The organism is Paraburkholderia gardini, from assembly GCF_907164545.1.
Taxonomy (GTDB): Bacteria; Pseudomonadota; Gammaproteobacteria; order Burkholderiales; family Burkholderiaceae; genus Paraburkholderia; species Paraburkholderia gardini.
Map to the genome: position 1 here is coordinate 86538 of NZ_CAJQZB010000011.1, position 23322 is coordinate 109859.

Here is a 23322-nt window from a genome sequence, read left to right on the forward strand (position 1 = left end):
CAACGCCAGTGCTCTCTTCCAGCCGTCAGTCTTCTGGATCCACCTCAAACCGCTGCTTCGTTTTCCTCGCCGGTGCGAATCCGGATCACGCGCTCGACTTCCGCCACGAAGATCTTGCCGTCGCCGATCTTGCCCGTGCGTGCCGCGCCGATGATCGCGTCGATCACCTGATCGCACTGATCATTCGCCACCACCACTTCGATCTTCACCTTCGGCAGGAAATCGACCACGTATTCCGCGCCGCGATACAGCTCGGTGTGGCCCTTCTGACGGCCGAAGCCTTTGACTTCCGTGACGGTCAGCCCGGTCAGCCCGACTTCGGCCAGCGCTTCGCGCACTTCGTCGAGCTTGAACGGTTTGATGACTGCGGTGATGCGTTTCATGGCGTGCCTCATCCAGATCGAAAGATTGAAAAAACTGAAAACGGAATGAATGCTTTTGATTCTACGCCGCGCCAGAGCGGTTGCGAGTAGTCCGGCGCCGCGCGCGCGATCTCATTCCACCGGTTCGGTATAGCGCGACGTGACCGGATAGCGCCAGTCGCGACCGAACGCGCGATGCGTGACGCGAATGCCGATCGGCGCCTGACGCCGCTTGTATTCGTTGATCTTGATGAGGCGCGTGACGCGCCTGACATCGTCGACCGCGTAGCCCGCCGCGACGATTTCCGCGAGCGAGCGGTCCTCTTCCATGTACATGCGCATGATCGCGTCGAGCACGTCGTATTCCGGCAGGCTGTCCTGGTCGGTCTGGTTCTCGCGCAGTTCCGCCGAAGGCGCGCGCGTGAGAATCCGCTCCGGGATGATGTCCTGCTGCGCGAACGTCGTCGCGGCATTGCGGTAGTGGCACAGGCGATAGACGAGCGTCTTGGCGATGTCCTTGATGACCGCGAAGCCACCGGCCATGTCGCCGTAGAGCGTGCAGTAGCCCACCGCCATCTCGCTCTTGTTGCCCGTCGTCAGCACGATCGAGCCGAACTTGTTCGACAGCGCCATCAGCAACGTGCCGCGAATGCGGGCCTGGATGTTTTCCTCGGTGGCGTCTTCGGCGCGGCCGGCGAATTCAGCGGCGAGCGACGTGCGAAAAGCGTCGAACATCGGCGCGATCGCGATCTCGTCGTAGCGTACGCCGACGCGCCGGGCCATCTCGGCGGCGTCGGTCGTGGAGATGTCGGCCGTGTAGCGCGACGGCATCATCACCGCGCGCACGCGCTCGGCGCCGAGCGCGTCGCAAGCGACCGCGAGCACCAGCGCCGAGTCGACGCCGCCCGACAGCCCGATAAGCGCGCCAGGAAAGCCGTTCTTGTCGATGTAGTCGCGCACGCCCATCACGAGCGCCGCGTACACCTGCGCTTCGACGGAAAGCTCCGGCGCGATTGTCGACGGCAGCGGCACCGCGCCGTCGAATTCGACGATCGGGCACGTCTCCTCGAACTGCGCGAACTTCGCGACCAGCTCGCCCTTGCCATCGAGAACAAACGAGCCGCCGTCGAACACCAGTTCGTCCTGCGCGCCGACCATATTCACGTAGACCATCGGCAGGCCGGTCTCGCGGATGCGCGCACGCAGGATGTCGACGCGCACCGCTTCCTTGTTGAGGTGATACGGCGAGCCGTTTGGAATCAGCAGCACCTGCGCGCCCGCGGCCTTCGCGATCTGCGCGGCCGACGCATGCCAGACATCCTCGCAGATCACGACGCCGTATTTCACGCCGTCGAGCTCGAACACGAACGGCTGCGGATCGGTGGCGAAATAGCGCTTCTCGTCGAAGACTTCCGTGTTCGGCAGATCCTGCTTGCGATACGTGCCGACGATCTCGCCATCGACAATGAGCGATGCCGCGTTGAACGTATCGACCGGCGGCACGCCGCGCTCAATCGGCGCGTTTGCATTACCATGGCCGTTCGCCGTGTCGCGATACGGATGGCCGACCACCACGTGAAGGCCCGTGAAAGGCTTCAGCTGCGCGGCCAGATCCGCGAGCGCAGCGGCGCTCGCGGTATAGAACGCCGGACGCAGCAACAGGTCTTCAGGCGGGTAACCGGAGAGTGCGAGTTCCGGCGCGACCAGCAGCTTCGCACCATCGTTGTGCGCTGTGCGCGCCGCGTCGACGATTTTGGCGACGTTGCCGGCGAAGTCGCCGACGGTGACATTGAGTTGGGCTAGAGCGATTCGGGTCTTCATGACAGAGCGTGAAAGGCGGGCCTTGAGCCTCGCGACGACGGCAGCAACAGGGGTTCGAAGCAACGGACAAAACGAAGGCCGGCATCAAACCCGGCGCAATCACGGACGACGCGGCGCACCTCGTGCATCCCGACGTCGAACAGAGTGGAACGGTTACACAGATTGAATCAGGAACGCTTCGATTATCGCACGGGCATTCTGGCGTCGCCGCTCGAGGTGGACGCCGTCGAATGGAACGCGCTCCTCGCACGGCAGTCGCAACCGACGCCGTTTCTGCGCCACGAATTCCTGAGCGCGCTGCACACGACGCGCTGCGCGGTGCCCGACACCGGCTGGGCAACCCAGTTCGTCACGCTGACGGACGAACGCACCGGGCGCCTGGAAGCGGCCGCGCCGGTGTACCTGAAAGGTCACTCCTACGGCGAATACGTATTCGACTGGGCATGGGCCGACGCCTACAAGCGCAACGGCGTGCCCTACTACCCGAAGCTCCTGTGCGCGGTGCCGTTCACGCCCGTGCAGGGCAACCGGCTGCTCGCCAGCGGCGAGCCCGCGCTGCGTCAGCTGGCGGCGACCGTCGTGGCGTTTGCCGAACAGGCCGACGTATCGTCGCTGCATGTGCTCTTCCCGACCGAAACCGAAGCCCGTGCGCTGACCGATCTCGGCATGATGCAACGTGAAGGGGTGCAGTTTCACTGGCTGAACGACGGCTATCGGACGTTCGACGATTTCCTGTCGACGCTCGAACAGAAGAAGCGCAAGAACATCCGCGCCGAGCGGCGCAAGGTACACGACGCGGGCATCACGTTGCGCCGCGTGCGCGGCGAGGACGCCACCGACGCCGACTGGCGTTTCTTCAACAAATGCTACCGGCAGACGTATCGCGAGCATTTTTCGACGCCGTATCTGAATCTCGACTTCTTCCGGACGATCGGCGAGACGATGCCGGAGAACCTGCTGCTCGTGATCGCGGAATTCGAGGGCAAGCCGATCGCGGGTTCGCTCGTCGTCTACCAGCGCGACGACAAAACCGGCGGCACGCTGTACGGACGCTACTGGGGCGCACTCGAACACGTGCCGTGCCTGCATTTCGAAACGGCGTACTACCAGCCGCTCGAATTCTGCATCGAGGAAAAGCTCGGCGCGTTCGAAGGCGGCGCACAGGGCGAACACAAGATGGCGCGCGGTTTTCTGCCGACCGTCACGCGTTCCGCACACTGGCTCGCGCATCCGGCGTTCTCGGATGCCGTCGAACGCTTCCTTGAAGGCGAAACGAACAACATCCACGCGTATGTCGACGAACTGCGCGAGCACAATCCGTTCAGGACGTGATGCCCTGGTTTCTCTACCTCATCGAATGCGAAGACGGCAGCGTCTACACCGGCATCGCGGTCGACGTGCAGGCGCGCTTCGACAAACACGTCAACGGCACGGGCGCACGCTACACGCGTTCGCGCAAGCCACGCCAGCTGCTCGCTTCGTTCGAGCTGGCCGACCGCTCGAGCGCGTCGCGTGCCGAGTACTGGGTCAAACGGCTGACCGCCATCGAAAAGCGCGCGCTGGCCGCCGGCGTGCGCACGCTCGAATCGGTGTTGCCCGCGGTCGAAGTCGAGTCTGAACCCGAGGCCGAGGCATCGGAAGAAGGCCCGGCATAAAAAAACCGCGCGGCCCCGAAAGGCCCGCGCGGTTTTCATATCCGGCGGCGAGAGCTTACTTCTTGAAGTTCGCGATGCCTTCGGTGATTTCCTTGTGCGCGGCGTCGATGCCGGCCCAGCCTTCCACCTTCACCCACTTGCCCTTCTCCAGTGCCTTGTATTGCTCGAAGAAGTGCTTGATCTGGTCTTTCAGGTACGCCGGGACATCGTCGACCGACTTCAGGTCCGCCGTCATCGGGCAGATCTTGTCGTGCGGCACGGCGATCAGCTTCGCGTCGATGCCCGATTCGTCCGTCATCTGCAGCATGCCGAGCGCGCGTGCACGCACCACGGAACCCGCGAGCAGCGGGAACGGCGTGATCACGAGCACGTCGACCGGGTCGCCATCGCCCGACAGCGTCTGCGGAATAAAGCCGTAGTTGGCCGGATAGCGCATGCCCGTGCCGATGAAACGGTCGACGACGAGCAGGCCCAGATCCTTGTCGGCTTCGTACTTCACCGGATCGCTTTGCGCCGGGATTTCGATGATGACGTTGAAATCTTGCGGGAGATCTTTGCCTGCGGGGACGTGATTGAAGCTCATGGGCGTTCTCTGGTCAGGATGAAATCGGAGCACGGCCTGGGCGCGGCGCCCTTTGGAAGCGCTCGCGGCCGCGTGGCCGGACAGTGCGGAATGCGCCATTATAGCCAATCGGCCGATGGCGGCCGGCGCGGGATCGGCGCGATAATCGTTCCGTGCCCCGCGGATTGCGCGGCTGCCGCGGATTATCTTCACCATGCGGCGCGCAACCTCGGGCACGATCCGTTCAGGTCCGCGAGCGCGGGCGTTTCCGGTTTTCAGCCAGGAGCATGCATGGAAGAAGCGAAACACTTCATCGGCGGCGAATGGAGCAGTTCCACGGGTGGCGGCACGATCGACGTCATCGACCCATCGGACGGCCAGCCGTTCACGCGCGTCGCGCGCGGCACGGCGGCCGATATCGACCGCGCGGCAGGGGCCGCCCGGCGCGCGTATGAAGGCGCATGGGGTGCGGCAAGCGCGGCCGAGCGTGGCCGCGTGCTGTACCGGCTGTCGATGCTCGTCACCGCGTGTCACGAGGAACTGGCGAGGCTCGAGGCGCGCGATACCGGCAAGCCGCTCCGGCAGGCCCGTGCCGATGCGTCCGCGCTCGCGCGCTACTTCGAGTTCTACGCCGGTGCCGCCGACAAACTGCACGGCGAAACGCTGCCCTATCAGTCCGGCTACACCGTCTTCACGATCCGCGAACCGCACGGCGTCACCGGCCATATCGTGCCGTGGAACTATCCGATGCAGATTTTCGGCCGCAGCGCGGGTGCGGCGCTGGCCGCGGGCAACGCATGCGTCGTCAAACCCGCCGAGGACGCGTGCCTGACAGTGCTGCGCGTCGCCGAACTTGCTGCCGAGGCGGGCCTGCCGGCGGGCGCGCTGAACGTCGTCACGGGTTACGGACACGAAGCCGGCGCGGCGCTCGCGCGTCATCCTGGCATCGATCACATCTCGTTCACGGGTTCACCGGACACAGGCAGGCTCGTCGCGCAGATGGCCGCCGACAACCACGTGCCCGTCACGCTGGAACTCGGCGGCAAGTCGCCGCAGATCGTGTTCGCCGATGCCGATCTCGAAGCCGCGCTGCCGGTACTGGTGTCGGCGATCGTCCAGAACGCGGGCCAGACGTGTTCGGCCGGCAGCCGCGTGCTGATCGCGCGCGAGATCTACGAGCCGCTGCTCGACCGGCTCGGCGCGGCGTTTCATGCGCTGCGCGTCGGGCCTTCCGCCGCGGACCTCGATTGCGGCCCGCTCATCAGCGCGAAGCAGCAGCAACGCGTATGGGACTTCCTCTCCGATGCGCAACACGACGGCATCGCCATGGCGGCGCACGGCGAAGTCGTCGCCGAGGCGCCCGAAACCGGCTTCTACCAGGCGCCCACGCTGCTGCGCGACGTGCCGCCCACGCACCGGCTCGCGCGCGAAGAGGTGTTCGGTCCGGTGCTCGCAGCCATGCCGTTCAGCGACGAAGACGAAGCGGTGGCGCTCGCTAACGGCACGCCTTACGGGCTTGTCGCGGGCATCTGGACGCGCGACGGCGCGCGCCAGCTGCGTCTCGCCCGGCGCGTGCGCGCGGGGCAGGTGTTCGTCAACAACTACGGCGCGGGCGGCGGCGTCGAACTGCCGTTCGGCGGTGTGGGGCATTCCGGTCACGGCCGCGAGAAAGGCTTCGAAGCACTCTACGGATTCACCGTGCTGAAGACCGTGGCTATCCGGCACGGCTAGTTTCGGGTTCAGGGATATTGCGTTCCGGCGTCCACGAAAAAACAAGGAGACATCATGCGGTTGACAGGCAAGACAGCCATCGTCACAGGTGGCGGCTCGGGTTTTGGTGAAGGCATCGCGAAAACGTACGCGCGCGAAGGCGCCAACGTCGTCGTCAACGATCTGAACGGCCCGGCTGCCGAACGTGTCGCGAGCGAGATCGCGCTGGCGGGCGGCAAGGCGATCGCGGTCACAGGCGACGTCACGCGCGGCGAAGACTGGAGCAGGTTGCGCGAAGCCGCGCTCGAAGACTTCGGCAGCGTGCAGATCGTGGTCAACAACGCAGGCACGACCCATCGCAACAAGCCGGTGCTCGACGTCACGGAGGCCGAGTTCGATCGCGTCTACGCGGTCAACGTCAAAAGCCTCTACTGGAGCGTGCAGCAGTTCGTGCCGTACTTCCGCGAACAGGGCGGCGGCGTGTTCATCAACATCGCATCGACGGCGGGCGTGCGACCGCGGCCCGGGCTCGTCTGGTACAACGGCAGCAAGGGCGCCGTGATCATCGCGAGCAAGTCACTCGCGGCCGAACTCGGGCCGGACCGCATCCGCGTGAACTGCGTGAATCCGGTGATCGGCGAAACCGCCCTGCTCTCCGAATTCATGGGCGTCGAGGATACGCCGGAGAACCGCAAGCGCTTCCTGGCTGGCATCCCGCTCGGCCGCTTCTCGACGCCGCAGGACATTGCCAATGCATGCCTGTACCTCGCCTCGGACGAAGCGGAGTTCATCACCGGCGTGTGTCTCGAAGTGGACGGCGGGCGCTGCGTCTAGCACGCGCCGGAGCGCATTGCGGTGGCTTGGGGCGACCCCCGTGGATCGAGGTAACGCCGCGGCGACCTGACGTCACCCGTGTTGCCCTGGGGCGTATCGCCGCGACTTGCAAAGCAAGCCCGGAACGCCGATATGCAGCACCGTTCGCGCCGCGAACTCTCAGTGTTTTCCCCGACCCGGGCGGCACGGATTTCGCCTGAACCCCGTATAGAATGCGCGAAACCCGGCACTTCTTTCTACGTAGAACGAACGAGGAAAAAAACCATGGCCAGTCCCGCGAATCCGCTGCGCGCCCCCGGCGCCGGCGCCCCGCCTTCCACCTTCGAGGAGGCGACGTACCGCAAGGTGGCCTGGCGGCTCACGCCGCTCCTGATGCTGTGCTACGTCGTGGCCTATCTCGATCGTGTCAACGTGGGCTTCGCGAAGCTGCAGATGACCACCGACCTCAACCTGAGCGACGCGGTCTACGGCTTCGGCGCGGGTATTTTCTTCGTCGGCTACTTTATCTTCGAGGTCCCGAGCAACATCATCCTGCACAAGGTCGGCGCGCGCGTGTGGATCGCGCGGATCATGGCGTCATGGGGCATCGTCTCGATGCTGACCATGTTCGTCACCACGCCCACCATGTTCTACGTGATGCGTTTCCTGCTCGGTCTCGCTGAAGCGGGCTTCTTCCCAGGCATCATCCTGTATCTCACATACTGGTATCCGGCACACCGGCGCGGTCGCATGACGACGTGGTTCATGACGGCCATCGCGCTCTCCGGCGTGATCGGCGGCCCGGTATCAGGCTATATCCTGAAGAACTTCAACGGCATGAACGGCTGGCAAGGCTGGCAGTGGCTGTTTCTGCTCGAAGGCATTCCCTCGGTGATCGTCGGCGTCTGGGTGTTCCTGAAACTCGACGACCGCATCAGCAAGGCAAAATGGCTGACGCCGGAAGAACAGCAACTGCTCGAACGCAACGTCGCCGCCGAGGAAGCGGTCAAACACGACATGCCGGTCCGCAAGGTGATGTCGAGCCCGCGCGTCTGGCTCATGAGCCTGATCTATTTTTCGTTCGTGATGGGCCTCTACGGCGTGAGCTTCTGGCTGCCGACGATCATCAAGGCAACCGGCGTCACCGACGCCTTCACGATCGGCCTGCTTTCGGCGATTCCGTTCGCCGCCGCCGTCGTCGCGATGGTGCTCGTCGCGAAGAGCGCCGACCGCATGCGCGAGCGTCGCTGGCACATCGCGGTGCCGGCGTTCGTGGGCGCGCTGGGGCTGGTGCTGTCGGTGGTATGGGCGCACAACACGCTGCTCGCGATGACTGGTCTCACAATCGCGACGATGGGCATCATGACGACCCTGCCGCTCTTCTGGAGCCTGCCGACCGCGTTTCTCGCCGGCACGGGCGCGGCGGCCGGCATCGCGATGATCAATTCGCTCGGCAACCTCGCCGGCTTTCTGAGTCCGTACGCCGTGGGCTGGCTCAAACAGGCCACCGCCGCCAACGATTCGGGCATGTACATGCTGGCCGGCTGCATGATCGTCGGCGGCCTGCTCGCGATCAGCGTCCCGGCGCGCCTCGTGAACCGTTAGCGCACTTTCGTTTCGGCCCATCGTAAAAGAGCCTCCGTGAGCAACGCTCACGGAGGCTTTTTCCATCGATCTCGCTTTGCGGCGTCAAACCACGTTCATCGCCAGCGCGCTTTCCCGATAGTGTTCGCTTGCCTTGCCTGCGTCGCCAAGCTGCTCGTGCAGTCGCGCGAGCGCGCGATGGGAGCGGATCTTGAGCGGCTCGTTGTCGGCGAGCTTCAACGCCTGTTCGAGAAACGACTGCGCCTTGCCCCACAGCTTCTGATGCAGGCACAGACGTCCGAGCGCGAACAGCAGATCGGCGTCGTCGGGGCGATCGTTCTTCCAGGCTTCCGCCTTCTGGATCAGCGGCAGCGCGTCGCCGCCCGCGGTTTCCGGATAACGGCGCAGCAAACGCGCGTCCCAGTTCTGCGCAAGCGCTTCTTCCACGATCCTGCGTGCGTCGCCGGGACGGTTCAGGCCGGTCAGCAACTCGGCAGCCAGATCGGCGAGACGCGGCGAATGCCGCTCGGTCGGCGTGAGCGAATGCCATAGTTCGAGCAGTGCGTCCGCGTTGTGACGACGGTCGCGCAGCAGGTTCTCCGCCGCCAGTTGACGCAGGCGCACCGCGACGGCCGGATGGATGGCCTCGCGCTTTTCCAGCGTCTTGACGAGCTTCAGCACCTCGCTCCAGTTCTTCAACTGTTGCTGCGCGCGCAGCGTGATCTGCTGCGCATGAATACGCCGGCCGCCCTGCGTCTGCATCTGTTTCAACGCTTCCAGCGCGCCGTCCGCATCGCGGCCATCCGCGCGCATGTCGGCGGTTGCCATGAGACGTGCGTCCTGCCAGTCGGTTTCGTCGATCTGCGCGAGCCACTCGTCGCGACGCGCGTATTCGTGCATGCGATGCGCCGCATTTGCGGCGATCAGCCCCGCGGCGCCCTTGTTGTCCGGGTTCGCCAGCGCGTCGCGTGCCGCTTTTTCCGCGCGCGAGAAACGGCCTGCATAGAAGTTGCCGATCGCGTCACGCAGCGCCGCCTGCGCCTTCGCGACGCGCGAACGCGCACGGTAGGCCGCGACACGTTGCGGCATGCGCCAGAGGTTGCGGATCGCGCGCATCAGCGTGTACAGCACGATGAACGTGATCACCAGACCGACGACGAACAGGTTCAGCGAAATGTCGACGCGATACGGTGGGTAGACGATCAGCACCTGCCCGGTGTCGAACCGGCCGGCCGTCGCCAGCACGACCGCGATCACGAACAGGAAGGCCAGCCAGAGGAGTCCGCGGATAGCCATGATTAACCCCGGCTCCGGTATTGATGGACAGCCTGCAGGCTCGTGTTCAGGTTCGGCAGTTCGACCGCTGCCGAACCGGTGTCCACGTCCTTGACCAGGTCGCGCACCGTTTGCACGCGCTTCGAGGAACTGTCGAAGTAGCGGTCGAGTGCGGCATCGGCGGCATGCAGGTCGGACTTGAGCGTCGTCTGGTTGCGCGAGAGGAGAGCGAGCCGCGCCGACAGCAGGCGCAACTTCAGGTTCTCGCGCACGAAATAGCCCTGGTCGGGCGACACGAGCATCGCGTCGGCATTGTCGATGCGGCGGACCTGGACGAGGCTCGCGAGCTGCTGGCCGAAGCCCGCGGTGAACTCATGCCACAGCACCTTCCAGCGTGGCTCGCCGGTCGCGGCCGACACCTTCGCCGAGTCGGCGGGCACGGCCGCATGCGCGGTGGCGTGGCCGATCGGCGCTTCGCCGGAAAGCGGCAGCGTGTCGACCTGTTCGATCGCGTTGTCGAGCTTGATCGCAAGGCCCGTGAGGTCGGTGGACGGCGCCGATTTCAGCTTGTCGATGTCCTGCGCGATCGCCTTGCGCACGACGACGACCTGCGCGCTGTCCGACGCGGCGAGGCGCGTGTCGGCGCTTTGCAGCGCGAAGAGCGCAAGCTGCGTATTGCCGGTGAGCTGCAGTTGCTGGCTCGCCGCCGACAGCATCTCGCCGACTTCCGCAAGCGTCCAGTCGTCGCGATTGCGCGCGAGATCCGCGTACTGCTGCTGCAACGCCTGCTGACCGGCCTGCGCGTCGGCGAGCTTGCCTTCGAGTTGCGAGACCTGCGACTCGGACTGGTGAACCGTTGCGAGTGCCTGTTCGGTCTTCACATTGAGCGCGGCAGTCTGCGCGTCGTTGGCCTGCTGACGCTGCACCAGCTGCTGCTCCATCCGGTCGACCTTGCGGTTCAGCGCGAACGCGCCGACACCTGCCGCGCAGATCAGCACGACGATCACGAACCACAGCAGGGGGTTGCTCGTGCTGCGCGGCTTGTGCTGCGCTTCGTAGGGCGTGAAAGGCGGGTTCGGCGGCAACGGAGGCGTGGCAGCCGGCGGGATGGATGCGTTTCTGGAATCGTTCGAATCTGTCATGCGTGAGTGAGCCGGGTTGGACGGTACCGGTTTAACAACGGAAGCAACGGAAGCTGCGGAGGCGAGCAACGCACGGGCAATACGCTCGTCGCCCGCGCCAGACACCGTAATCCTATCAAAACCCACCCCCCGTGCGGTCTGCGCGATGCGTGGATGAGGCGTGACGAGCATCGCGCGCTTCAACTGCGCGATCTCGCCGGCGGTCAGATGCTCGCGAGCCAGTTCGTCGAGGTTGCGCACGCCTTCGGAACTCGTGAGCAGCCACGTGTGCGGCACGCCCGACAGCAGCGCATGCACGCGCGACCATGCGCTGACAGACGGCTCCGGCACGATGCGCCGGTAAGCCGCCACGGTCTCGACCTGCGCGCCTGCTTCACGCAGACGGTCGGCCAGCCATTCGCGCCCGCCGTCGCCGCGCACGATCAGCACGCGGCGCCCCTCGAAGCCGCCCGTGCCGGGCGTCGCCTCGAGCGCCGCGAAGAGCGCCTCGGAATCGAAACGGCCAGTGTCGTCATCGGCGGCGACACTCGGGCTGATCACACGATACGCAGGGGCTTCGACACCGTGACGCGCGAGCGCGGCCACGCTGCCCGGCCCGACGACGCCCACCGGCAGCGCATGCGGCCAGATTGCATCATGGTGGGCGAACGCGCGGTCGACGGCGTTCGGCGAGACAAACACCACCAGCGCATAGTGTTCAAGCGAAGTGAGCGCGGCACGCAACGGAGCGGCATCCTCGACTTCGCCGATGTCGATCAGCGGGAATTCGAGCGTCGCGACGCCGGTGGCGGCCAGTTGCGCCATCAACGCCGCCGACTGCCCGGCGGGCCGCGTGATCACGACGGTGAACCCGGGCGGCACTGTCGCGCCGGCGGCAGGAGGCGGATCGACGTGTGCGCCGGTCGACATCACGCGCCGGTCACGTCGCCGCTCGCGGGACTCAGCGAGCGGACAATATCGAGCGCGCCCTGGCTTTCGAGCGACGCCGCCACTTCCCGACCCAGTTCGATCGCGGCGCCGACCGTGGGCGCGGGCGAGGACGCCTGCGCGGTCAGCACGCGCCGGCCGTCGGGTGTGGCGACCATGCCGCGCAGATGCAGCGCGCCGTCATGCCATGTCGCGTACGCGGCGAGCGGCACCTCGCAGCTGCCGCCCAGCATGCGCGACACCATGCGTTCGGCTTCCACCGCGGCGGCGGTATGTTCATGATGAAGCGGCGCAAGCCACGCGGCGAGCTCGGCGCGATCCTCGCGGATCTCGATGCCGAGCGCGCCCTGCCCGGCTGCGGGCAGGCTGTCGTCCGGATCGAGCAGCGCGCGGATACGGTCAGCCAGACCCAGCCGCTTCAAACCCGCCGCGGCGAGAATGATGGCCGCGTAGTCGCCACGGTCGAGCCTGGCGAGACGCGTATCGAGGTTGCCGCGCAACGGCTGCACGACAAGTTGCGGATAGCGCACGCGCAGCATCGCCTCGCGCCGCAGGCTGGAGGTGCCGACCACGCTGCCCGCGGGTAGCGCCGCAAGCGAATCAAACGTGTTCGAGACGAATGCATCACGTGGATCCTCGCGCTCCATGATGGTAGACAGCGCGAAGCCCGCGGGCAGTTCCATCGGCACGTCTTTCAGCGAATGCACGGCCAGATCGGCGCGGCCGTCGGCCAGCGCGCTCTCCAGTTCCTTGACGAAAAGACCCTTGCCGCCGACCTTCGAAAGCGTGCGATCGAGAATCTGATCGCCACGTGTTGTCATTCCAAGGATTTTTACGTCACAAGATGGATATAATTTGTGCAGCGCACACCGCACGTGTTCGGCCTGCCACATGGCAAGGCGGCTTTCTCGCGAAGCGATCACCAGCGTGCGGGGTAGCGCTGAATGGGTCTCGGAATTCATTGCAAGGTCAGTGGAGGACGGGGTTCAATAACAATCAATGTTAGCACGCACGCCAGTGCTTCCTTATCGGCCGGATGGCCGTGCTGGCGTGGCATCGACACAGGAGACAGGCCCGTTTCGGGTGCCGCCGCCGTATCTGTCCCGGTTTGCCGTACGGTCGTTCGCGCGCCGTGCGACAGCATGCGGGATGATGCATTGCGGCGCACCGTGCGGCAATGACCGGTTCCCTTCCTCCTGTGCCTCGTCCGCGTGCATGCCGTTCCTGCAGTCCGGCGTCGTTGCTTGTCCGCGCTTCAGCGGTGCACGGCGGCGCCTGCGCAGTTCGTGCGCATGTGTTTTGAAACCGCTGTTCATCATCAACAGACCCAGGCTTCCCCGAGGAAACCCATCGTGACGTCTTCCGGATCGGCGCGCCCAGCCCGCCGCAACACTGCATCGCCCACTGGTTCCCAAACCGCGAGCGCCCTCGCTGCTCCCGCCAAAGCGACCCGAATAACGAAAGCCCCCCAGGCCGCCGCTAAAAGCGTGAAGGCCAGCAAGGCCTCCAAACCCGTCGCGCCCGCGAAACCCGCGAAGGCGCCGAAAATACCGAAGGCCGGCGCGGCGCTCGACGGCGCCCGGACAACACCCGCTTCGAAGCCAGCCGCAAAGCCCGTTGCAAAGCGGGCGAATGGAGCCGCGAACGGCCGCGCGAAATCGTCGTCCGATATCGCGCCCAGGGCTGTCGCGACAGCGCCGGCGAAGTCCGGCGGCCGCACGCGTGAAGACAAGGACCAGCCGCTCTTCCAGGACATCCGCTATCTCGGACGCCTGCTCGGCGACGTCGTACGTGAGCAGGAAGGCGACGCGGTGTTCGATGTCGTCGAAACGATCCGTCAGACAGCCGTGCGCTTTCGTCGCGAAGACGACAGCGTCGCCGCGCAGACGCTCGACAAGAAGCTGCGCACGCTGAGCCCGGAACAGACGGTGAGTGTCGTGCGTGCGTTCAGCTACTTCTCGCACCTCGCCAATATCGCCGAAGACCGTCACCGCAACCGCCGTCACCGCATTCACGCGCTGGCGAACGCCGCGCCGCGTCCAGGTACGATGGCGTATGCGCTCGAACGTCTGATGGCCGCCGAGGCCGCGCCGACACCCGTCCTGCAGCAGTTCTTCAACGAAGCGCTGATCGTCCCGGTGCTGACCGCGCACCCAACCGAAGTGCAACGCAAGAGCATTCTCGACGCGGAGCACGATGTCGCGCGCCTGCTCGCCGAGCGCGACCAGCAGTTGACCGCGCGCGAACGCGCGCACAACGAAACGATGCTGCGCGCCCGCGTGACGTCGCTGTGGCAGACGCGGATGCTGCGCGACGCGCGTCTGACGGTCGCCGACGAAATCGAGAACGCGCTGTCGTATTACCGCGCGACGTTCCTCGAGGAAATCCCGGCGCTCTATGCCGATATCGAAGCCGCGCTGGCCGAACACGGCCTGCCCGCGCGTCTGCCGCCGTTCTTCCAGATGGGCAGCTGGATCGGCGGTGACCGCGACGGCAATCCGAACGTGAGCGCCGCGACGCTCGAACACGCGATCACGCGTCAGGCCACGGTGATCTTCGAACACTATCTGGAGCAGGTGCACAGGCTCGGCGCGGAACTGTCCGTGTCGAACCTGCTGGCCGGTTCGAGCGAAGCGCTACAGACGCTGGCGGCAGCCTCGCCCGACGAGTCGCCGCATCGCACCGACGAGCCGTATCGCCGCGCGCTGATCGGCGTGTATGCCCGCCTCGCGGAAAGCGCGCGCGCGCGTCTGGGCGCGGGCGTCGTCGCCGCGCGCAGCCACGGCGGCGCCAAACCTTACGCCGACGCCGCCGAATTCGCCGCCGACCTGCACGTGCTGATCGATTCGCTGACGGAACAACACGGCGCCTCGCTTGCCGCGCCGCGTCTGTCGCCGCTCGCGCGGGCCGCCGAAGTCTTCGGCTTCCATCTCGCCAGCATCGACCTGCGCCAAAGCTCGGACATCCACGAAGCCGTCATCGCCGAACTGCTGAAGCGCGCAGACGTCGAGGACGACTACGCCGCGTTGTCCGAAGCCGACAAGCTGACGGTGCTGCTAAAGGAGCTCGGCCAGCCGCGTCCGCTGCGCCTGCCGTACGTGGAGTACTCGGATCTCGCGAAGAGCGAACTCGGCGTGCTCGAAATGGCCCGCGTGACGCGCGAGAAATTCGGCCCGCGCGCGGTGCGCAACTACATCATTTCGCACACGGAAACCGTGAGCGATCTGGTCGAGGTGATGCTGCTGCAAAAGGAAACGGGCCTCCTGAAAGGACTGCTCGGCAACGCCGAACAGCCCGCGCATGACGGCATCATGGTGATCCCGCTCTTCGAGACGATTCCCGATCTGCGCAACGCGCAGCACATCATGCGCGACCTGATCGCGCTGCCGGGCGTCGATTCGCTGATCGAGCATCAGGGCGGCGAGCAGGAAGTCATGCTCGGCTACTCGGACAGCAACAAGGACGGCGGCTTCCTCACGTCGAACTGGGAGCTGTATCGCGCGGAACTGGCGCTCGTGTCGCTCTTCAACGAACGCGGCGTGACCCTGCGGCTCTTCCACGGCCGCGGAGGCACAGTCGGACGCGGCGGCGGCCCGACCTATCAGGCGATCCTGTCGCAGCCGCCGGGCACGGTCGACGGCCAGATCCGTCTCACCGAGCAGGGCGAGGTAATCGCGAGCAAGTTCGGCAACCCGGAGATCGGCCGGCGCAATCTGGAAACGGTCGTCGCCGCGACGCTCGAAGCCTCGCTGCTGCCGCACGGCAATGCGCCCGACCAGTTGCCCGCGTTCGAGGAAACGATGCAGCAGCTTTCGGATGCGGCGATGGCGTCGTATCGCGCGCTCGTCTACGAAACGCCGGGTTTCAAGGAGTATTTCTTCGAGTCGACGCCGATTTCGGAGATCGCCGAGCTGAACATCGGCAGCCGTCCGGCTTCGCGCAAGCTGCAGGACGCGAAGCAACGCAAGATCGAAGACCTGCGCGCGATTCCGTGGGGCTTCTCGTGGGGGCAGTGCCGTCTGCTGCTGACCGGATGGTATGGCTTCGGCAGCGCGGTGGCCGCGCATCTGGACAGCGCGCCGACCGATGCCGAACGCGCACGCCGTCTCGCGCTGCTGAAGAAGATGCACAAGACGTGGCCGTTCTTCTCGAACCTGCTGTCGAACATGGACATGGTGCTGGCGAAGACCGACCTCGCGGTCGCGTCGCGCTACGCCCAGCTCGTGACCGACAAGAAGCTGCGCAAGCATGTGTTCGAGCGCATCGTCGGGGAATGGGAACGGACGTCGAAGGTGTTGTCGGAGATCACCGGCAAGAGCGAGCGGCTCGCCGATAACCCGCTGCTCGCGCGCTCGATCAAGAACCGCTTCCCGTATCTCGATCCGCTGAACCACCTGCAGGTGGAACTGCTGAAGCGCCACCGCGCGGGTGACCGGAACGCGCGTCTGCGACGCGGTATACACCTGACGATCAACGGTATCGCGGCGGGCTTGCGCAATACGGGCTGATCCGGCTGACCGGGTTTGCGCCGGGTGGCCGGCGAACCCGTTCTGGTTCGAAGGGCACGCTTTCCTTTTATCGGATCGCGTGCCCTTTCTGTTTGTGCGACGTGCGTTTCGAAGCGCCCTTTTCCCCGCACGCCGTCAAGTGTCGAAGCGCCGCTTCAGTGCGCCTCGATCATCAGCGCATCGAGTTCGAACGAGCCGTCCGCCTGCACGTTGAAATACGCCCGCACCTCGTCGGGCGCACTCGCCCAGACCGACTGGATCGCGACGATGCGCGGTTCGGGCGTGCGCATCCGCTTGACCCACGCGTCGAATCCGATCGGCAGGCGCCAGCGCTCGCGAATCGACACCTTGAAGCCCGCGGCGTCGAACAGCGCGATCCATTCGTCGCCGCGATAGTCGCGGATATGCGAGCCGTCGCGCAGCAGTTCGACCGTCTGGATGTGCGTGTCGAGCAACGGATGATCGCTACCCGCGATATCGACGAACAGCACGCGGCCGCCCGGTTTCAGCACGCGCCGCACTTCTTTCAGCGCCTGCGGCACGTCATGCCAGTGGTGCGCGCTCATGCGGCTGATGACCCAGTCGAACGAGGCGTCGGCGAACGGCAGCGTTTCGGCCGCGCCCTGCTGCGTGCGGATCGTGTCGAGCCCGCGTTCGCGCGCGGCTGCGGCGACAGTCTCCAGCATCTGCGGGGCGATGTCGTACGCGACAACCGACTTCGCGTGCGGCGCCACCGCGAAGCTCGCGTGACCGGCGCCGCAGCCCATGTCGAGCACCGTCGCGCCGGGCGTCGCCTGAATGGCGGCGGCCAGCGTCTGCAGATCGGCGCCCGTCGCGTGAACGTGACTCGTCAGGTAAGCGGCGGCGGTCGAGCCGAACGCGTCGGCGACCTGGTCGTGATGCTTCATGGAATGCTCCTCTGCCCGGATAAATGCGGGTCGCCTCGGGTTGATCGTGGGTGGAACGGCACGCCCTTCATGTATGCCCGTTCGAAAAGCGCCGTTCCAGCCGCTACAATAGAGCCCGCTCTGTACCAGTACAAGTTAAGCAATTATTCTGGTATCACCACCACCCGCTTCCAACAACATGATGAACCGGCCGTCTTCCCCCGAGCTTGCACCGCCTCCGCTCGACGCCACGCCTGCGCGCGCGCTCGGCGACTTCATCCGCGCGCATCGCGAACGGCTGTCGCCGCAGGCCGTCGGCTTGCCGCCGGGGCCCCGGCGGCGAACGCCAGGCCTGCGGCGCGAGGAAGTCGCGCAACTGTGCGGCGTCAGCCCGACCTGGTACACGTGGATCGAACAGGGCCGTCCCGTGTCGGCCTCCGCCGATGCGCTCGCGCGCATTGCCGTCGCGCTGCAGCTTTCGCGCGCCGAGCGGGCGTATCTGTTCGAGCTCGCCGCGCAACGCGACCCCGCCGAGCCCGACCCGGCCGCCGCCGACGCACCCGCGCGCCTGCTCGAAACCGTCCAGCTGATCGACGCGCCGGCTTACGTGCTCGACCGGCAGTGGAACGCGCTCGCATGGAACGCGCGGGCGGCCGACCTCTTCGTCGGCTGGCTCGACGACGGGCACGACCGCAACCTGCTGCGCTTCACGTTCACCGAGCCCGGCGCGCGCGATCTGATCGCCGACTGGGAACCGCGCGCGAGGCGGCTCGCCGCCGAATTTCGCGCGGATTCGATCCGCCACCTGAACGAAGCGCCGACGCGCACGCTGATCGATTCGCTGAGCGCGGCGAGCGATGCGTTCGCGCGCTTCTGGGCGTCTCAGGACGTGGGTGGCCGCGAGGGCGGACGGCGGGAATTCAACCACCCGCGCCACGGCCGCATCGTCTACGACCAGATGACGTTCAAGCCCGCGCATCGCGAGGATCTGAAGCTCGTCGTACTCGTGCGGATGTAGATCGTCTGGCGGGACGACCTGCTGCCGCCAGCAGGTGCGCGGGCCCGGGTCGGGATGGAACGTCGCCGGATGCTAAAATCGCTGTCCCGATGAAATCTTTTCTACCGGCGACGTTGGTACAGGTCGCCCGCCTTTCACCGTCTCTCCACTGCCAAACATCATGACGTCCCAACTGCACAAAAAAGGCGAAGCCTGGTCGGCACGCTTCTCGGAGCCGATGACGGAACTCGTCAAACGCTATACGTCGTCGGTTTTCTTCGACAAACGTCTGGCGCTGGTCGATATCGAAGGTTCGCTCGCGCACGCCTCGATGCTGGCCGCGCAGAAGATCATCGCCGACGACGACCTCGCCGCCATCCAGCGCGGCATGGCGCAGATCAAGGGTGAAATCGGGCGTGGCGAGTTCGTGTGGCAACTCGACCTGGAAGACGTCCACCTGAACATCGAAGCGCGCCTGACGGCGCTGATCGGCGACGCGGGCAAGCGCCTGCACACCGGCCGCTCGCGTAACGACCAGGTCGCGACGGATATCCGTCTGTGGCTGCGTGGCGAGATCGACCGCATCGGCGGATTGCTGAAGGATCTGCGCGGCGCACTGATCGATCTGGCTGAACAGAACGCCTCGACGATCATGCCGGGTTTCACGCACCTGCAGGTGGCGCAGCCGGTGACGTTTGGGCATCACCTGCTCGCTTACGTCGAAATGTTTTCGCGCGACGCCGAGCGCATGCGCGATTGCCGTACGCGCGTGAACCGTCTGCCGCTGGGCGCGGCCGCGCTCGCCGGCACGAGCTATCCGATCGACCGTCATGCTGTCGCGAAGACGCTGGGCTTCGACGGGATCTGCGCGAATTCACTCGATGCGGTTTCGGATCGCGACTTCGCGATTGAATTCACAGCCGCTTCGGCGTTGGTGATGACGCATGTGTCGCGTTTCTCCGAAGAGCTCGTTTTGTGGATGAGCCCGCGGGTTGGCTTTATCGATCTCGCGGATCGCTTCTGCACCGGCTCGTCGATCATGCCGCAGAAAAAGAATCCTGATGTGCCTGAGCTTGCGCGCGGCAAGACCGGGCGTGTGAATGGGCATTTGATGGCCTTGCTCACGCTGATGAAAGGCCAGCCGCTCGCGTATAACAAGGACAATCAGGAAGACAAGGAGCCGTTGTTCGATACCGTCGATACGGTGGCGGATACGTTGCGGATTTTTGCTGAAATGGTTACCGGGATTACCGTGAAGCCTGCTGCTATGCGGGATGCGGCGCTTCAAGGGTTTTCTACTGCTACCGATCTGGCTGATTATCTTGTGAAGCGTGGGTTGCCGTTTCGGGATGCTCATGAAGCTGTCGCGCTTGCGGTTCGCGTTTGTGTCGATCGTGAGTGTGATCTGGCGGATCTTTCGCTCGATGAGATGCGGAGTGAATTGCCGAATGTCGCTCACCTCATCGGTGAGGATGTTTTTGAATACCTCACGCTGGAAGGCTCCGTCGCGAGCCGGAATCATCCTGGCGGGACCTCGCCTGAGCAGGTTTTGAGCGCTGTGAAGGTGGCTCGCGGGGCGTTGAGTTAGGTCTTTCTGGTTTTCTATTTCTTTGATTCTGGGCGGGTTCTTTTTTCCAGGGCCCGCTCTTTTCTTTGGCCTTTCCTTGTGTTCGTGTCGGTCTATTGGTGTTGCCCCTGTGCGGGGCGGCACTTACTTTTCTTTGTCCCCCAAGGGGACTTCCTTCGGGGCGTCTTCCAAAGAAAAGTAAGCAAAAGAAAGGCGCTTCGAAAACTCATTTCTTCCCGGTGCGTCATTCATCGGGAATGGCAACCCATGAAGTGTCGCCCTCACACTTCAACCGGCATGGGTCCCCGCGCGATTTCGTCCCTCGCGCAGCAGCGCCCGTGACACAGCACTCATTCACCCGCCTCCGCACTTCGTGCGTCGCCGTCGTTCACACAGCCGGGCGGGCGGGCAAGCGTAATGTCCACGGCCGCCTCCCCTCAGTTCATCGCGTTCGCGTTCGGAGGGCACCGGCAATGTTTGCCTGCGCCCGCAGGCCCTGCGCCTCAGTCGTTGCCCACCGTCTCCGATAACCGCTTGAGCGTCGCCACCCGCGCGCCAATGATGTCGATCTGGCCACGCGCATCAACCAGCGGCGTGGTCGCATCGCGAAAACCCCGCCACGCACGCTCCGCGCGAATCAGTGTCGGCCGTGCACGCGAAGGCATCTCCCTGCGCAGCCGCAGGTAGTAACGGTTCAGATCCCCGTCCGCATGCGCGCAGTCGGCATCGCGCCAACACGCGCGCACGCGCGGCGCCGGTTTGTTGCCGCCACCCGCTGTGCCCGCGTTCGCGGCCGCGGTTCGAAGCGTCAGCGCGCGGTCACGTACCGGCTGCAGTTGCATGTCGGCCTCGAACAGCACGTACATGGTGCCGCGCGTCGTTTCGAAAACCGCCCTCAGCATCGGTGCCTCGGCGGCACGCCACGCCTTCCAGTTTCGCTGGCTACGCTCCCAGCCGCTGCGCTGCGATCCCTTCGTCTTTGCCAGCAGCTGCTGATACGCGAGATCGGACGCGGACTGCCACGCCGCCCGCGCCGTTTCCATGCATTGCACCTGTCCCGCCGTCGACGACATGTCGCCACGCGCAAGGCACGTGTGCATCGACGCATCGATCGGATCAGCCGCCGCGACTTCGGCATGCGCCACGCCGGTCTGCACGGCGAGTGCCACGACGGCCGCACACCATCCCGCACGCACCGCCGTCTTCAGACGCCCCTTCATCCGGCCCGCACGCAATCGACAAAGTACTCGATGCGCCCGTTGATCGTCTCGCCCACCAGCCCGTGAATGTCAGTGTGGAAACCCGGGAAGCGCTCGTTGAATTCACGCGCAAACCGCAAGTAGTTGACGATCGTCTTGTTGAAGCGCTCGCCCGGAATCAGCAGCGGAATGCCCGGCGGATACGGCGTCAGCAAAATCGAGGTCACACGGCCCTCGAGTTCGTCGATCGGTACCCGGTCGATCTCGCGATGCGCCAGCTTCGCAAACGCATCGGACGGCTTCATCGCCGGTTCCATGCTCGACAGATACATCTCGGTCGTCAGCCGCGCGATGTCGTTCGCGCGGTAGACGCTGTGGATCTGCTCGCACAGATCGCGCAGGCCGATGCGCTCGTACATCGGGTGATGCGAGACGAACTCCGGCAGCACGCGCCACAGCGGCTGGTTGTTGTCGTAGTCGTCCTTGAACTGCTGGAGCTCGGTGACCATCGAGTTCCAGCGGCCCTTCGTGATGCCGATCGTGAACATGATGAAGAACGAATACAGCCCGGTCTTCTCGACGATGATGCCGTGCTCGGCCAGATATTTCGTCACGATGCCGGCCGGAATGCCGGATTCGCCGAAATCGCCGTCCATGTCGAGACCCGGCGTGACGATCGTCGCCTTGATCGGGTCGAGCATGTTGAAGCCTTCGGCGAGCGGGCCGAAGCCGTGCCAGCGGTCGTTCGGGCGCAGCATCCAGTCCTCGCGCGAGCCGATGCCCTCTTCCGCGAACTGGTCGGGGCCCCACACCTTGAAGAACCAGTCGTCGCCGTACTCGGCGTCGACCTTGCTCATCGCACGGCGGAAATCGAGCGCCTCGGCGATCGATTCCTCGACGAGCGCGGTACCGCCCGGCGCTTCCATCATCGCCGCCGCCACGTCGCACGACGCGATGATCGCGTATTGCGGGCTCGTCGACGTATGCATCAGATACGCCTCGTTGAAACGGTGCCGGTCGAAGCGACTGTTTTTCGAGTCCTGCACGACGATCTGCGAAGCCTGCGAAATGCCGGCCAGCAGCTTGTGCGTGGAGTGCGTCGCGAACACCATCGCGCCGATGCGCGGGCGGCCCGCGCCGATCGCGTGCATGTCCTGATAGAACGGGTGAAACTCGGCGTGCGGCAACCACGCTTCGTCGAAGTGCAGCGTGTCGAGCCAGTCGCCCAGCATTTCCTTGATCATCTCGACGTTGTAGATCACGCCGTCGTACGTGCTCTGCGTGATGGTCAGGATGCGCGGCTTGAGGTCCGGATTCTTCTCCAGTGCTTCGCGTGCGAACGGATTCGCCTCGATCTTCCTGCGGATGTTTTCCGGCTCGAATTCGCTGCGCGGAATCGGGCCGATGATGCCGAAGTTGTTGCGCGTCGGCGTCAGGAACACCGGAATCGCGCCGGTCATCGTGATCGCGTGCAGGATCGACTTGTGGCAGTTGCGGTCGACCAGCACGATGTCGCCAGGCGCGACCGTACCGTGCCAGACGATCTTGTTCGAGGTCGACGTACCGTTCGTCACGAAAAACACGTGATCGGCGCTGAAAATGCGCGCCGCGTTACGCTCGGACGCCGCGACCGGACCGGTGTGATCGAGCAGCTGGCCGAGCTCGTCGACGGCATTGCAGACATCCGCGCGCAGCATGTTCTCGCCGAAGAACTGGTGGAACATCTGGCCAAGCGGGCTCTTCAGGAACGCGACGCCGCCCGAGTGGCCCGGGCAGTGCCACGAGTACGAACCTTCTTCCGCGTACTGCACCAGTTCCTTGAAGAACGGCGGCGCGAGCGAGTCCAGATACACCTTGGTCTCGCGGATGATGTGGCGTGCGACGAATTCCGGCGTGTCCTCGAACATGTGGATGAAACCATGCAGTTCGCGCAGGATGTCGTTCGGCAAATGGCGCGAGGTGCGCGTTTCGCCGTACAGGAAAATCGGAATATCCGCGTTGCGGCGGCGCACTTCGGCCACGAACGCGCGCAGCGCGACAATCGCGGCGGCCAGCTCGGGCGTCTCGCCTTCGACCACGACGTTGTCGACATACGGCAGCAGTTCATCGTCGTCGATCGACAGGATGAAGCACGACGCACGGCTCGATTGCTGCGCGAACGAAGTCAGGTCGCCATAGCTCGTGAGCCCGAGCACTTCCGCGCCTTCTTTCTCGATGGCTTCGGCGAGCGCCCGGATGCCGGAACCCGAAATGTTCTCGGAGCGGAAATCTTCGTCGATGATGACGACGGGAAAACGAAACTTCATGGGCGAT

At 65.1% G+C, this 23322-nt stretch carries 17 protein-coding genes; 8 read left to right on the forward strand and 9 right to left on the reverse strand.

All coding sequences use genetic code 11. The features are described from left to right. Positions 1–44 precede the first annotated feature (44 nt). The gene (glnK, locus tag LPA37_RS10545; protein ID WP_074265470.1) at positions 45–383 is read right to left on the reverse strand and encodes a P-II family nitrogen regulator; all 339 of its coding nucleotides are present in this window, start codon (positions 381–383) and stop codon (positions 45–47) included. Positions 384–494: 111 nt separating this feature from the next. Beyond that, complete coding sequence (locus LPA37_RS10550) at positions 495–2183, reverse strand: NAD+ synthase (protein ID WP_229012516.1); 1689 nt, start codon at positions 2181–2183, stop codon at positions 495–497. A 162-nt stretch (positions 2184–2345) separates the two neighbouring features. Between LPA37_RS10550 and LPA37_RS10555 the strand changes: the two genes are divergently transcribed. Together LPA37_RS10555 and LPA37_RS10560 are read left to right on the forward strand one after the other, a co-directional pair. Further along, the gene (locus LPA37_RS10555) at positions 2346–3515 is read left to right on the forward strand and encodes a GNAT family N-acetyltransferase (protein ID WP_229012517.1); all 1170 of its coding nucleotides are present in this window, start codon (positions 2346–2348) and stop codon (positions 3513–3515) included. Next, positions 3515–3838: a GIY-YIG nuclease family protein gene (locus tag LPA37_RS10560; protein ID WP_229012518.1), complete on the forward strand. Its 324-nt coding sequence runs from the start codon at positions 3515–3517 to the stop codon at positions 3836–3838. The genes LPA37_RS10555 and LPA37_RS10560 overlap by 1 nt, the downstream gene beginning before the upstream one ends. A 55-nt stretch (positions 3839–3893) precedes the next feature. Here the strand turns inward: LPA37_RS10560 and ppa are convergent, their stop codons facing one another. Beyond that, positions 3894–4421 carry an inorganic diphosphatase gene (gene ppa / locus LPA37_RS10565; RefSeq protein ID WP_229012519.1) on the reverse strand — a complete coding sequence of 176 codons (528 nt, stop codon included), beginning with the start codon at positions 4419–4421 and terminating at the stop codon, positions 3894–3896. A 270-nt stretch (positions 4422–4691) separates the two neighbouring features. Here ppa and LPA37_RS10570 point away from each other — a divergent pair, with 270 nt between their 5' ends. The 3 genes from LPA37_RS10570 to LPA37_RS10580 all read left to right on the forward strand — a co-directional run bounded on the left by LPA37_RS10570 (position 4692) and on the right by LPA37_RS10580 (position 8528). Next, positions 4692–6131 (forward strand): aldehyde dehydrogenase family protein, encoded by a 1440-nt coding sequence (locus LPA37_RS10570; protein ID WP_229012520.1) that lies wholly within the window; start codon positions 4692–4694, stop codon positions 6129–6131. A 54-nt stretch (positions 6132–6185) separates the two neighbouring features. Further along, complete coding sequence (locus LPA37_RS10575; RefSeq protein ID WP_228973943.1) at positions 6186–6944, forward strand: SDR family oxidoreductase; 759 nt, start codon at positions 6186–6188, stop codon at positions 6942–6944. Between the two features lie 264 nt (positions 6945–7208). Continuing rightward, positions 7209–8528 carry an MFS transporter gene (locus LPA37_RS10580; protein WP_228973941.1) on the forward strand — a complete coding sequence of 440 codons (1320 nt, stop codon included), beginning with the start codon at positions 7209–7211 and terminating at the stop codon, positions 8526–8528. Positions 8529–8612: 84 nt separating this feature from the next. Here the strand turns inward: LPA37_RS10580 and LPA37_RS10585 are convergent, their stop codons facing one another. From LPA37_RS10585 to hemC, 3 genes are read right to left on the reverse strand one after another with little or no spacing between them, the layout of a single operon-like run. Continuing rightward, on the reverse strand, positions 8613–9803 hold the full coding sequence (locus LPA37_RS10585) for a heme biosynthesis protein HemY (protein WP_228973938.1): 1191 nt from the start codon (positions 9801–9803) through the stop codon (positions 8613–8615). A gap of 2 nt (positions 9804–9805) precedes the next feature. After that, positions 9806–11833 carry a fused uroporphyrinogen-III synthase HemD/membrane protein HemX gene (gene hemDX / locus LPA37_RS10590; protein WP_229012521.1) on the reverse strand — a complete coding sequence of 676 codons (2028 nt, stop codon included), beginning with the start codon at positions 11831–11833 and terminating at the stop codon, positions 9806–9808. Further along, positions 11833–12813 (reverse strand): hydroxymethylbilane synthase, encoded by a 981-nt coding sequence (hemC, locus tag LPA37_RS10595; protein ID WP_228973936.1) that lies wholly within the window; start codon positions 12811–12813, stop codon positions 11833–11835. The genes hemDX and hemC overlap by 1 nt, the downstream gene beginning before the upstream one ends. A 390-nt stretch (positions 12814–13203) precedes the next feature. On the opposite strand from hemC, the gene ppc reads away from it, so the two are divergent. Next, positions 13204–16359, forward strand: a complete 3156-nt coding sequence (ppc, locus tag LPA37_RS10600) for a phosphoenolpyruvate carboxylase (protein ID WP_229012522.1) — start codon at positions 13204–13206, stop codon at positions 16357–16359. A gap of 155 nt (positions 16360–16514) precedes the next feature. On the opposite strand, the gene LPA37_RS10605 is transcribed toward ppc, so the two are convergent. After that, positions 16515–17267 (reverse strand): class I SAM-dependent methyltransferase, encoded by a 753-nt coding sequence (locus tag LPA37_RS10605; RefSeq protein WP_228973931.1) that lies wholly within the window; start codon positions 17265–17267, stop codon positions 16515–16517. A gap of 181 nt (positions 17268–17448) precedes the next feature. Between LPA37_RS10605 and LPA37_RS10610 the strand changes: the two genes are divergently transcribed. Beyond that, positions 17449–18264: a helix-turn-helix transcriptional regulator gene (locus LPA37_RS10610; RefSeq protein ID WP_228974176.1), complete on the forward strand. Its 816-nt coding sequence runs from the start codon at positions 17449–17451 to the stop codon at positions 18262–18264. A gap of 160 nt (positions 18265–18424) precedes the next feature. Beyond that, positions 18425–19831: an argininosuccinate lyase gene (gene argH / locus LPA37_RS10615; RefSeq protein ID WP_229012523.1), complete on the forward strand. Its 1407-nt coding sequence runs from the start codon at positions 18425–18427 to the stop codon at positions 19829–19831. Between the two features lie 482 nt (positions 19832–20313). Here the strand turns inward: argH and LPA37_RS10620 are convergent, their stop codons facing one another. Further along, complete coding sequence (locus LPA37_RS10620; protein WP_228973926.1) at positions 20314–21030, reverse strand: lysozyme inhibitor LprI family protein; 717 nt, start codon at positions 21028–21030, stop codon at positions 20314–20316. Next, positions 21027–23315: an arginine/lysine/ornithine decarboxylase gene (locus LPA37_RS10625; protein WP_229012524.1), complete on the reverse strand. Its 2289-nt coding sequence runs from the start codon at positions 23313–23315 to the stop codon at positions 21027–21029. The genes LPA37_RS10620 and LPA37_RS10625 overlap by 4 nt, the downstream gene beginning before the upstream one ends. Positions 23316–23322: the final 7 nt, after the last annotated feature.

What these genes read in the sequence shown, in the direction of transcription:
- LPA37_RS10550 (WP_229012516.1), bottom strand. Translation starts at nt 2,183, where the DNA reads ATGAAGACCCGAATCGCTCTAGCCCAACTCAATGTCACCGTCGGCGAC.
- LPA37_RS10620 (WP_228973926.1), bottom strand. Translation starts at nt 21,030, where the DNA reads ATGAAGGGGCGTCTGAAGACGGCGGTGCGTGCGGGATGGTGTGCGGCC.
- LPA37_RS10570 (WP_229012520.1), top strand. Translation starts at nt 4,692, where the DNA reads ATGGAAGAAGCGAAACACTTCATCGGCGGCGAATGGAGCAGTTCCACG.
- LPA37_RS10625 (WP_229012524.1), bottom strand. Translation starts at nt 23,315, where the DNA reads ATGAAGTTTCGTTTTCCCGTCGTCATCATCGACGAAGATTTCCGCTCC.
- ppa (WP_229012519.1), bottom strand. Translation starts at nt 4,421, where the DNA reads ATGAGCTTCAATCACGTCCCCGCAGGCAAAGATCTCCCGCAAGATTTC.
- argH (WP_229012523.1), top strand. Translation starts at nt 18,425, where the DNA reads ATGACGTCCCAACTGCACAAAAAAGGCGAAGCCTGGTCGGCACGCTTC.
- hemC (WP_228973936.1), bottom strand. Translation starts at nt 12,813, where the DNA reads ATGAATTCCGAGACCCATTCAGCGCTACCCCGCACGCTGGTGATCGCT.
- LPA37_RS10575 (WP_228973943.1), top strand. Translation starts at nt 6,186, where the DNA reads ATGCGGTTGACAGGCAAGACAGCCATCGTCACAGGTGGCGGCTCGGGT.
- LPA37_RS10560 (WP_229012518.1), top strand. Translation starts at nt 3,515, where the DNA reads ATGCCCTGGTTTCTCTACCTCATCGAATGCGAAGACGGCAGCGTCTAC.
- hemDX (WP_229012521.1), bottom strand. Translation starts at nt 11,833, where the DNA reads ATGTCGACCGGCGCACACGTCGATCCGCCTCCTGCCGCCGGCGCGACA.
- LPA37_RS10585 (WP_228973938.1), bottom strand. Translation starts at nt 9,803, where the DNA reads ATGGCTATCCGCGGACTCCTCTGGCTGGCCTTCCTGTTCGTGATCGCG.
- LPA37_RS10605 (WP_228973931.1), bottom strand. Translation starts at nt 17,267, where the DNA reads ATGAAGCATCACGACCAGGTCGCCGACGCGTTCGGCTCGACCGCCGCC.
- glnK (WP_074265470.1), bottom strand. Translation starts at nt 383, where the DNA reads ATGAAACGCATCACCGCAGTCATCAAACCGTTCAAGCTCGACGAAGTG.
- LPA37_RS10610 (WP_228974176.1), top strand. Translation starts at nt 17,449, where the DNA reads ATGAACCGGCCGTCTTCCCCCGAGCTTGCACCGCCTCCGCTCGACGCC.
- LPA37_RS10580 (WP_228973941.1), top strand. Translation starts at nt 7,209, where the DNA reads ATGGCCAGTCCCGCGAATCCGCTGCGCGCCCCCGGCGCCGGCGCCCCG.